Annotated in this window: 12 protein-coding genes; 9 read left to right on the top strand and 3 right to left on the bottom strand. The window is 38.2% G+C overall.

Translation table 11 applies throughout. The features are described from left to right. Positions 1-118 precede the first annotated feature (118 nt). From AB1630_03340 to lsrF, 3 genes are read right to left on the bottom strand one after another with little or no spacing between them, the layout of a single operon-like run. Positions 119-487 (bottom strand): HEPN domain-containing protein, encoded by a 369-nt coding sequence (locus AB1630_03340; GenBank protein MEW6102842.1) that lies wholly within the window; start codon positions 485-487, stop codon positions 119-121. Further along, positions 484-798 (bottom strand): nucleotidyltransferase domain-containing protein, encoded by a 315-nt coding sequence (locus AB1630_03345; protein MEW6102843.1) that lies wholly within the window; start codon positions 796-798, stop codon positions 484-486. The genes AB1630_03340 and AB1630_03345 overlap by 4 nt, the downstream gene beginning before the upstream one ends. Continuing rightward, positions 791-1,579, bottom strand: coding sequence for a 3-hydroxy-5-phosphonooxypentane-2,4-dione thiolase (gene lsrF, locus AB1630_03350; protein ID MEW6102844.1), 789 nt, complete (start codon positions 1,577-1,579; stop codon positions 791-793). The genes AB1630_03345 and lsrF overlap by 8 nt, the downstream gene beginning before the upstream one ends. 62 nt (positions 1,580-1,641) lie before the next feature. Here lsrF and AB1630_03355 point away from each other — a divergent pair, with 62 nt between their 5' ends. From AB1630_03355 to AB1630_03395, 9 genes are all read left to right on the top strand, one after another. Continuing rightward, positions 1,642-2,352 (top strand): type III pantothenate kinase, encoded by a 711-nt coding sequence (locus tag AB1630_03355; GenBank protein ID MEW6102845.1) that lies wholly within the window; start codon positions 1,642-1,644, stop codon positions 2,350-2,352. A gap of 50 nt (positions 2,353-2,402) precedes the next feature. Further along, positions 2,403-3,743, top strand: coding sequence for a hypothetical protein (locus tag AB1630_03360; protein ID MEW6102846.1), 1,341 nt, complete (start codon positions 2,403-2,405; stop codon positions 3,741-3,743). Continuing rightward, positions 3,744-4,799: a CofH family radical SAM protein gene (locus tag AB1630_03365; protein MEW6102847.1), complete on the top strand. Its 1,056-nt coding sequence runs from the start codon at positions 3,744-3,746 to the stop codon at positions 4,797-4,799. Between the two features lie 55 nt (positions 4,800-4,854). Then, positions 4,855-6,063 carry an aspartate kinase gene (locus AB1630_03370; protein ID MEW6102848.1) on the top strand — a complete coding sequence of 403 codons (1,209 nt, stop codon included), beginning with the start codon at positions 4,855-4,857 and terminating at the stop codon, positions 6,061-6,063. A 72-nt stretch (positions 6,064-6,135) separates the two neighbouring features. Further along, on the top strand, positions 6,136-6,852 hold the full coding sequence (locus tag AB1630_03375; protein ID MEW6102849.1) for an energy transducer TonB: 717 nt from the start codon (positions 6,136-6,138) through the stop codon (positions 6,850-6,852). Continuing rightward, positions 6,852-7,076: a hypothetical protein gene (locus tag AB1630_03380; GenBank protein ID MEW6102850.1), complete on the top strand. Its 225-nt coding sequence runs from the start codon at positions 6,852-6,854 to the stop codon at positions 7,074-7,076. Before AB1630_03375 ends, AB1630_03380 begins: the two co-directional genes overlap by 1 nt. Positions 7,077-7,144: 68 nt before the next feature. Beyond that, on the top strand, positions 7,145-7,897 hold the full coding sequence (locus tag AB1630_03385) for a hypothetical protein (GenBank protein MEW6102851.1): 753 nt from the start codon (positions 7,145-7,147) through the stop codon (positions 7,895-7,897). Between the two features lie 316 nt (positions 7,898-8,213). Further along, positions 8,214-8,801: a T9SS type A sorting domain-containing protein gene (locus AB1630_03390; protein ID MEW6102852.1), complete on the top strand. Its 588-nt coding sequence runs from the start codon at positions 8,214-8,216 to the stop codon at positions 8,799-8,801. Between the two features lie 121 nt (positions 8,802-8,922). Beyond that, positions 8,923-10,139, top strand: a 1,217-nt coding sequence (locus tag AB1630_03395; protein MEW6102853.1) for a hypothetical protein, incomplete at its 3' end; no start/stop codon positions are given.

A 10,139-nucleotide genomic window follows, 5' to 3' on the forward strand; every position in this document is an offset into this window, starting at 1 on the left:
TTTACCTTAAGATTATAGTCTTTGTTATAGTCTTTGGTTTTAAATTTTAAGTTGTAGTTTTGCATTTTTAGTTTTTAGCTTTAAGTTTTTCAAGAGAAGTTTACAAATTTGCCAAAGTTTAGTTAATAAACATTTTTGCCTCCTCAATATCTTTTTTTACATCCTCACAGCTTAATTCTTCTTCTACTAATTTTGGATAGCGTTCGGTAAAATAATATCCAGAGACCCTTTCACATAATTTACGAAAGGATTCAAGAGCTGGATTGTATTTTATTGCATCGCTGATTAAATCATGAAGTGCATGGATCTTTTTCAATTTCCAACCGTGTTGAAGCAGAAATGCCTTTAAATACTTTTCTAATGATTGCTGTAAAAAATAGGCTACTGCTTCAGCATCATCATCCAAGTGTTTTTTCATCCTAGTCCAATCTTTTTGGGCAACCCTTTTCCAATCATCAGGAATAAGAGAATCTTCTTCTTTTATCATAATTCAATCCCCTCTTTTACTATCTCTTCTACAAATTGATCCTTTATTTTTAATCTCTTTGCCACTTCTTCTGGTTTTAAAACAATTGGCGAGAGAGCAAGTCCTCCATAAAGGTCACGCACAAGCCCAAGGACACTTGCCATCCTATCATAAAATTTTTCTCGTGTAGGGGCAATAATAAAAAGGTCTACATCGCTATCCTCGGTTTGTTCTCCCTTTGCATATGAGCCAAATAAAATAACCTTCTCTGCCTTATACTCCTTTTTGAGCCTCTCACTTATCAGCCTTATCCTTTCCATTATATTATCCATTCTTTTCTTTCAAGAATATCCCATTAGCTTCATCTACTGTGGCATTTTCATGGACAATAGCCCTTAAGGCTTTTATCATTGCAACTGGATTCTCATTCTGCCAGATGTTTCTGCCAAGATTTATTCCAATAGCTCCTTTTTGCATTCCATCATAGACAAAGGAAAAAACCTCTTTTTCTGTCTCTACCTTAGGGCCTCCAGCCATAACTACTGGCACTGGACAACCTTGCACTACCTTCTCAAAATTTTCGCACCAATAGGTTTTTACAACCTTCGCACCTAGCTCAGCGGCTATTCTGCAACATAAAGCAAGATAGCGGGCATCCCTTTTTTCAAGCTCTTTGCCTACAGCTGTAACAGCCATAATAGGAATGCCATATTTTTCACCTTCATCAACCAATTTAGACAAATTTAATAGGGTCTCTTTTTCATAGTCAGAGCCTATAAATATAGAAATACCTAATGCCTGTGCATTAAGCCTTATAGCTTCTTCTATGGAGGTTGTAATGCCTTCATTGGCAAGGTTCTTACCTACCATACTTGTTCCACCTGAAACCCTGAGAATAATTGGCTTGGTATTACTAGGGTCTATACAGGAGCGCAAGACGCCCCTTGTTACAAAAAGGGCATCATAGTAAGGCAAAAGGGGTTTAATGGTCTCCCCTGGCTTTTCTAATTTTCTTGTTGGTCCTTGAAAATACCCATGGTCTATAGGCATAAACATACACCGACCATCTGGCTGAATTAGCTGAGATAGCCGATTTTTCATTCCCCAATCCATAATTTTAAACCTCCTATTAATTTTAAAAGATTTTATTCTTTAATATATTATATAATTATGCTATGCTTCTTGCAATTGATATTGGAAATACAAAGACAAAATTTGCCTTGTTTTATAATGAAAAAATTATTTTTAAGGATAGTATTCCAACTAGCATAGCCCCCTCCTTATTTGAAAAGATAAAAGAAAAACCGTCTAAAATCTGCATTGCCTCTGTTGTTCCAAAGATAAATCCGATAATTGAAGAAAGGGCAAAGGCTTTTGAAATAAAACCCCTATATGTCTCTTTTGATAAAATAAAAACAAGTATTAAAAGCCCAGAAAAAATAGGAGAGGATAGGATTGCAAATGTCTTGGGTGCATTACATCAATACAAGCCTCCAATCATCATTGTTGATTTAGGAACAGCCACAGTTTTTGATTGTATAGATAAAAATTCCGTATATATTGGTGGTGCTATCCTTCCTGGAATTGAAATTTCCATTTCTTCTTTGTTTGAAAAATGCAGCCTTCTTTCTCCTTTTGAGATTAAAGAACCAAAATCTTGTATTGGAAACGATACAAAATCTGCCATACAATCTGGAATATTTTATGGATATATTGAACAAATAGATGGAATGACAAAGAGGATAAAAAGAAGGATAAAGGAAGCAAGGGTTATTGGAACAGGTGGAATAAACCTTTTTCTTTCCCATCTAAAGGAGATTGATATAATAGACCCTGACCTTACACTTAAAGGAATAAATGTTTATCAAAAAAATCTGTTGACATAAGAATAGGTGTTTTTTTATAATTTTTAATAATAAAAATTTTGGAGGTTAAAATGATGAAAAAATTATTTGTTTTTCTTTTGGCAGGAGCGGGTGTATGGGCAGATATTTCTGTTGGGCCAGAATACACCACAATTGGTGGGACATTTACGGTAGCTGGCTCTGGGTTTGAAGCTTATGAGGAGGTTCTAATTGAAGCCTCTAATATGAAAAATAAGGTTACAACAACCAATGAAGGAACCTTTTTTTGTGTATTTGATGTTTCATTAACCCCTGGTGGAGAGCATGTTGTTACAGCTACAGGAAAAACAAGGGTTGACAATTCAAAGATATGGATAATTCCAAGCGTTAAGCTTTCCCCAAATTCTGGCTCTATGGGAGATGAAATAAGTGTCTGTGGAATGGGCTATGGTTTGGGAGAGAGAATTCAAGTAGGTATGGGAAGGCAGCACCTTGTTGCAGAGGCTTATGCAAGCACAGACACAGGAACATTTTCAGCAAAATTTATTGTTTCAAACCATCCAAAGGGAGAAAATCGCCTATTTGCTATAGGCCATACAATATACCTCCTTGCAGAGGCAGGATTTATTATGAAACCAAAGGTATTATTAAATTCAAGCTCTTCCTGTGTAGATAGTGGCATATCCCTCTCTGGCGCTGGTTTTGCTCCATCTGAAGAAATAAAAATAGGTTTTGGAACAATTGAGACATTATCCACCCATATAGTTGAGAGGGATGGAAATTTTCAAACCTCTTTTCTATGCCCAAAACTAGCAGGGAAAGAACAAACAATATCAATAAGTGGCAAGGATTTTATTGAAACCATAGCTTTCAATATCAAGCCAAGGCTTATTTCTGTTGAGCCAGCTAGTAAAAAGGGATATATTGGGACAAAGATAAATATAAATGCAGATGGATTGATTCCAAATGAGATTTTATCTATTGGCTTTGATGACAAAGAAGAATATGCAACATTTACAATTAATAATGATGGAGCATTTGCAGATGGCTTAATTGTTGATGTAAGACCAGGAGGTATTAAGGCAATTACTGTAAAAACAGATTCAGGAATCTTTCATACACAAACATTTGAGATAAGGCCAAGCATATTATGGATAACACCAACAGAGCCAATTACAGGACAAAAGATTACATTTGAAGGTGTTGGATTTAGCCATTTTGAGAAGATAAGGGTGGATTTTTGGAGGCATGAGGCAATCCTTTGGACAGAATCCAATGAAAATGGAACATTTACAGGTGAATATACAATCCAAGACCCTGCTGGAAATTACGGATTGGTTGCAATAGGTTATAAAACATCTAATGCTGCAAGAAAAGATGTAAATGTTGTAGAGCCAAAGAAGGAAGAATCACAAGAAGAGAAGAAAGAATGAGTGGAGAAAATTTATGAAAAGATTAGAAGGGGTGAAAGGATTACAAGGGAAGAGGGGATTTCTCTTTTTAATTCATCTGACCTTATAAACCTTGGTCAATTAGCAGATAAAATAAGAAAAGAAAGATTTAAAGATACCTGCTATTTCTCCTTAAATATCAATATAAACCCAACAAATATATGTGTCTATAGATGTCCCCTATGTGCCTTCTCAAGGGATGTAAAAGATGGATTTCTCCTCTCTTTTAATGAGATTATAGAAAGGGTAAAATCTGCTTATAGAGAAGATATAAGGGAGGTTCATATTGTTGCAGGATGCCATCCAGAGCTTGATATATCTTATTACGAAAACCTTTTTCAAAGAATAAAACAAACAGGTGATATATTCATTCAAGGACTTACGGTTGTTGAGATTGATTTTCTGGCTAAAATATCAAATCTTACGATAAAGGAAACCCTCATTCGGCTTAAGAATGCAGGTCTTGGTGCTATCCCTGGTGGTGGTGCTGAGGTATTTTCAGAGAGGGTAAGGAACATTATTGCTCCAAATAAGCCCAAAAAAGAGGTATGGCTTTCTGTAATGAAAGAGGCGCATAGATTAGGGATAAGGTCAAATGCCACAATGCTTTTTGGCTCTGTTGAGAATAATGATGAGATAATAGACCATCTTAATAGCTTAAGGGATCTTCAGGATGAAACTAAAGGGTTTATGGCATTTATTCCTCTGGTTTTCCATCCAAAAAATACCTTGCTTTCTCATTTAGAAGGGCCAGATTGTGTCCAAATTCTTAAGGTTTATGCTGTATCAAGGATCTTTCTTGATAACTTTCCCCATATAAAGGGCTTATGGATGTATTTAGAAAAGCGTCTTATCCCCCTTGTTTTATTGTATGGTATTGATGATATCGGTGGGCTTTCCTGGGATGAGCAGATTGTCTCCTCTACATTTTCTAATCCTTGTGAAAAGATGACAAAGGATGAGCTTGTAAAGCTAATTAAAGCCTCACAAAGAAAACCTGTTTGTGTAAACAGCATTTATGAAAAGCTAGGGGGATGAAAAAGATAAACACATATCAATTGACATCCACCCTATTTTTCTGTAAGATTAAGGTATGTTAATAGTGCAAAAATATGGAGGCTCTTCCCTTGCAGATTCAAATAGGATAAAGAAGGTTGCAGGGAGAATAATTGATGAAAAAAAGAAAAATAACCATCTTGTTGTTGTTGTTTCTGCTATGGGAGATACAACAGACAATCTTATAAGCCTTGCCCATCAAATAACAAAAAATCCCCATAAACGAGAGCTTGATATGCTTATTTCAACAGGGGAGCAAGTCTGTGCGTCCCTTCTTTCTATGACTATCCAGGATGAAGGGTTTAAGGCTGTTTCTTTAACCGCCTCGCAGGTTGGAATACGAACAGATGATAGCTTTACAAAGGCAAGGATAAAAGGGATAGATACAGCAAGGGTGAACAAAGAGCTTTCAGAGGATAATATTGTAATTGTTACAGGGTTTCAAGGAATAACAGAAGAGGATGACATTACAACACTTGGTAGGGGTGGTTCTGATACAACAGCCGTTGCCCTTGCCTGTTCTTTGGATGCAGAATCTTGCGAGATATATACAGATGTTGATGGTGTCTATACAGCTGACCCAAGGATTGTCCAGGGTGCAAAAAAGTTGGATGTTATCTCATACGAGGGAATGCTTGAAATGGCATCTTTGGGCTCTGTTGTTTTGCAAACAAGGGCTGTTGAATTTGCAAAAAAACATAGTGTTGTCATTCATTTAAGGTCAAGTTTTAATGATAATCCTGGAACAATTATTTGTGAGGAGGTGATAAAAATGGAAGAGCCAATTATCTCAGGAATACCAACAGACCCAAATTGTGCAAAGATTACCATTATTGGTGTAAGAGACAAGCCAGGGATAGCCGCTGAAATATTTCAAGCATTAGCAGATGCTTCTATAAATGTAGATATAATTGTCCAGAGCCAAAGCCCTGACAAAAAGGCGAATATCTCATTTACAGTAGATAAAGACGATCTTTGCCTTGCTGTAGAAATTTTAGAAAAAACAAAAGAAATGCTTTTATTTGACAAAATCCTTTCAGATGATAATGTTGCTAAAATTTCTATTGTTGGTGTTGGAATGAAAAGCCATCCAGGCATTGCAGCAAAGATGTTTAAAATCCTGGGGGATAAAAGGATAAATATTGATATGATATCTACATCAGAGATAAAAATCTCCTGTGTTATTGAAAAAAGCAAAATGAAAGAGGCAGCTTGTGCCTTGCATAGTGGATTTGGTTTGGATTAAGAAAATGCAAATTGTAAATTTTAAATTGAAAGAGGAAAGGATTTTAAAATTTAAAATTGAGCGGAGCGAGCAATGGGATTTATAGGTTCTTTGGTTATTCATAGCGCCTTTATCTTCCTTTCATCCTTTATTATCCTGAATAGGGAGATAAAAGAGGAGAGGATAATAGAGGTATCCCTTGTTAATATTCCAGAAGCACCGAGAAAAGAAATCTTGTTCATTCAAAGAAAGGTAAAGACAAAAGGCCCTGTTATACCATCAGCAAAGAGCGAAGCCCTTCCTTCACGATTTAAGCCTAAAAGAATAATACCAGAGGAAATGCCAAGTAAAAAGGGGAAGGTAGAAGAAGTTTTACCCTGGAAACCTGTTAGACCAAATCTTGATATTTCCAATACCTATGGAGAGATACTTACAGGAACAGGAACAAAAGAGGTTGTTAGTGGTGGAGAAAAAAAGGGAGAAGGAGGAGAAGGTGGAAAGGGAGAAGGAAAGGGGGGACCATATACACTAGAGATTACAGGAGAGGTAGCAAGAAGGGCAATTTTTTATCAAGAGGGGTTTAAGATTCCAGAATGGTTTGAAAAAAAGGGCGTATCACTTGAGGGAAGTTTTAAATTTTGGGTATTGGCAGATGGAAGTGTTGATAGGGCTACAATCCTCTATTCATTCGGATATAGAGAGCTTGATAGCCTTGCTATAAATTCTATATTAAGATGGAGGTTTGCTTCCCTAAAGGAGGGTAGATATGAGGAATGGGGAATTGCAAGGATAAAGATTAGGTTGAAATAATGGAAAAGATTGGTGATTTGTTGGTTAAAACTGGGATGATCTCACAGGATCAGCTTACACGGGCATTAAGGGAACAGGCAAAAAATCCAGGTGAGCGACTTGGTCATACCCTTGTCAGGCTTGGTTATATTGGAAGAAGGGAGATGATTATGTTTCTGGAGGAACAAAGGGTAAAAAAGCAAAAAAAGGAATCCTGGATAAAAAAGCTCTTTGGAAGTAAGTGAGAACCAAGAAGTCAAAAAACAGATTATCAGAGAACAGGTAAGTCTGAATTGTCTGATAAACACATACAATGCGAGAAAAAATAAGGTTAGGAGACCTTCTTTTAAGGGAGGGTTTAATAGATGAAGAAAAGCTCAATAGGGCATTGGCTGTTCAAAAAGAGAGGAAAGAGAGGGTTGGAAGGATTTTGGTAGAGCTTAAATTTATCTCTGAGGAGAAGATATGTGAGGTTTTATCAACCCAGATGAATATCCCAAAGGTCAATCTTTCTAATAGGGAATTCTCTTTTTTTGATAAGAGGCTGGATCCTTTAATTAAAAAAAAGGGTGTTCTTCCCCTTGTAAAAAGCAATAACACAATTGTCCTTGCTATGTCAGATCCCCTTGATGTTATTACAATAGACGATGTCAGAAGGATAACAGGATGTGAAATAAAACCTGTAATAACAACAGAGAGCCAAATGACAGAGGCTATAAAGAGATATGATGAAGCCTTGATGGCTTTTGAGATAAAGGAAAGGGATAGCAGGCTTTCACAATTTGTAGATGCGATAAGAAAAAATCAACCTAAGCCATTTCAGGTAGACACATCTGTCTTCCTTGAGGCAACAAAGAGTGTATTTACAGGAAAGACAAGGGATACAGAGGTAGAGGATACATTGGGAGATGTACTTGTTAGAAAAGGAATAATCACCCAATCCCAACTTGATATGGCAAAATCCCAAAGAAGGGAGGAAAGGCTTGGTGATGTTTTAGTAAGGCTAAAATTTACAAATAGGGGAAGGGTTTTAACAGAGCTTACCCAGATTTTGTTTAAAATATGATAAATAAAGAAAAAGGTATGTGTTTAGCTAGGTGAGAATAAAATGGAAAATAGGCACTTAAGGCACAGAGGCACAAAGTAAAGACATATAGAGACCTTATTGTATGGCAAAAATCTTATAGAAAGAATGCTTACTAGCCTGTGTAAAAAGATAGATGATAGATAACTCTGTGCCTTTGTCCCTTTGCCCCTTTGTGCCTAGGTATATGGTAATTTGGTTAAGAGAAAAGCTAAACACGTACAAAAAATTGTTTGACAAGATGTTAAGGTGATATTGTATAATCCTAAAAAAGGATAAAAACACTAGAATTGACAAGATGAAGGTTTTTAAGATGTTTATGGATATTCAGAGAGAGAGAGCAACTCGCCAAAAAATACGATATACGAAATACGACGCTAAGGCTCGTCTGCTAGCCACATTGCTCTTTTGTCTTATTTTTGCAAAGGCACCCTTGTTTGCAGAAGACTTAAGATGGGGCTTTTTTGTTATCACAGGAGGCACATCACAAAATTCTGAGTATAGCATTTCTGGATTAGGCTATTTCTTAGGAGGCATATCATCCAACTCAACCTATACCATTACAGGAGAAGCCCCGGGATTTCCCCTTCCTTTACAAATTCCACCCTCAACCATTACCACAGATAACAGCAATGCCTTTTGCTATCCAAACCCCTATAGGAAGAATGAGGAAGGACAAGGAAGGTTCATCTATTTTGACAGGGTAAGCCTGGGTGCAATCATTAAAATCTACACCATTGCTGGTGAGCTAATAGCAGAGATAGATGTAGAAAAATGCCCAGAGATATGGGAAGTTCCAAGAGACATTGCCTCTGGCATCTATATCTATACCATTACCGAAGGAAGAGGAGGAAAGAAAACAGGAAAGATTGGAATTGTGAAATAAATTATTCCCCTTCTTTGAAGGGGTGGCAGGTGAAGCCTGACGGGGTAGGTGAAATCCGACGGAAACACCCCGTCTGCCTTCGGCAGACACCCCTCTGAAAGAGGGGAATGGGAGGAAAAAAATGAAAACATTTCTAAAGAGTTTAGGGTTCTTGCTATTATTGGCAGGAACAGGATTAGCAGAGGTCCCAAACTGCATTTATTATCAGGGGCTTCTTAAGACAGCAGCGGGTGGAGTTGCTGGAAGTAAAACTGTAACCTTCAGGCTCTACCCTCAAGAAACAGGTGGTATCCTGCTCTGGCAGACAACAAAAGAGGTCTATTGTAACCAGGGCATATTCTCTGTCCGATTAGATGGTTTGCCTGTGGATACTTTAGTCTCTCACAACCAAATTTGGTTAGAGCTTGTCCTGGATGGAGATGCATTAAGCCCAAGGCAGAAGATAGGCTCTGTAGTCTATGGCTTTACAAGCATCTATGCCCAAACCGCAACCTATGCCCTTAACCCAGGTTCAATGGGACCGCAAGGATTGCAAGGCACACAGGGAGAACAGGGACCAATAGGACCCCAAGGACCACAAGGAACGCAAGGAATACAGGGAGAGATAGGACCCCAAGGACCACAAGGAACTCAAGGGGCAGTAGGTCCAATGGGTCCTCAAGGATTACAAGGAACACAGGGAGAACAGGGACCAATAGGACCCCAAGGTCCACAGGGAACTCAAGGTTTGCAAGGTCCAACAGGACCCCAAGGACTCCAAGGCACTGAAGGAGCAGTAGGGCCAATGGGTCCGCAAGGTCTTCAAGGCACACAGGGGGCAGTAGGTCCAATGGGACCAACTGGACCTCCAGGAACAATGGCATTGGATAGCCAAAAGCTTACAGGAAAGACACCAGATGAGCTTACTGTAGGCACAGCCACCTATGCTAGCACAGCAACCTATTCTTTCAACTCGCTAAACTCGCTAAACTCAACAAACTCTACCTATGCTAGCACAGCCACTTATGCCTATGACTCAGACAGGCTTGATAACAAAGAGCCTAGCCAATTAGAGGTAGGAACCGCAACAATCTCTTTAGATAGCCAAAAGCTTACAGGAAAGACACCAGATGAGCTTACTGTAGGCACAGCCACCTATGCTTTCAACTCGCTAAACTCAACAAACTCTACCTATGCTAGCACAGCCACTTATGCCTTAAATGCAGACAGGCTTGATAACAAAGAACCAAGTCAATTAGAGGTAGCAACCGCAACAATGTCTTTAGATAGCCAAAAGCTTACAGGCTTAACCCCTCAAGAGCTATCCGTAGGAACAGCCACCTATGCCAGCACAGCCAC

This window comes from bacterium (assembly GCA_040753555.1).
Lineage (GTDB): Bacteria > UBA9089 > UBA9088 > UBA9088 > UBA9088 > JBFLYE01.

Coding starts and splice junctions, on each gene's coding strand:
- AB1630_03385 (MEW6102851.1), top strand. CDS start 7,145: ATGCGAGAAAAAATAAGGTTAGGAGACCTTCTTTTAAGGGAGGGTTTA.
- AB1630_03340 (MEW6102842.1), bottom strand. CDS start 487: ATGATAAAAGAAGAAGATTCTCTTATTCCTGATGATTGGAAAAGGGTT.
- AB1630_03355 (MEW6102845.1), top strand. CDS start 1,642: ATGCTTCTTGCAATTGATATTGGAAATACAAAGACAAAATTTGCCTTG.
- AB1630_03370 (MEW6102848.1), top strand. CDS start 4,855: ATGTTAATAGTGCAAAAATATGGAGGCTCTTCCCTTGCAGATTCAAAT.
- AB1630_03390 (MEW6102852.1), top strand. CDS start 8,214: ATGAAGGTTTTTAAGATGTTTATGGATATTCAGAGAGAGAGAGCAACT.
- AB1630_03380 (MEW6102850.1), top strand. CDS start 6,852: ATGGAAAAGATTGGTGATTTGTTGGTTAAAACTGGGATGATCTCACAG.
- AB1630_03360 (MEW6102846.1), top strand. CDS start 2,403: ATGATGAAAAAATTATTTGTTTTTCTTTTGGCAGGAGCGGGTGTATGG.
- AB1630_03375 (MEW6102849.1), top strand. CDS start 6,136: ATGGGATTTATAGGTTCTTTGGTTATTCATAGCGCCTTTATCTTCCTT.
- lsrF (MEW6102844.1), bottom strand. CDS start 1,579: ATGGATTGGGGAATGAAAAATCGGCTATCTCAGCTAATTCAGCCAGAT.
- AB1630_03345 (MEW6102843.1), bottom strand. CDS start 798: ATGGATAATATAATGGAAAGGATAAGGCTGATAAGTGAGAGGCTCAAA.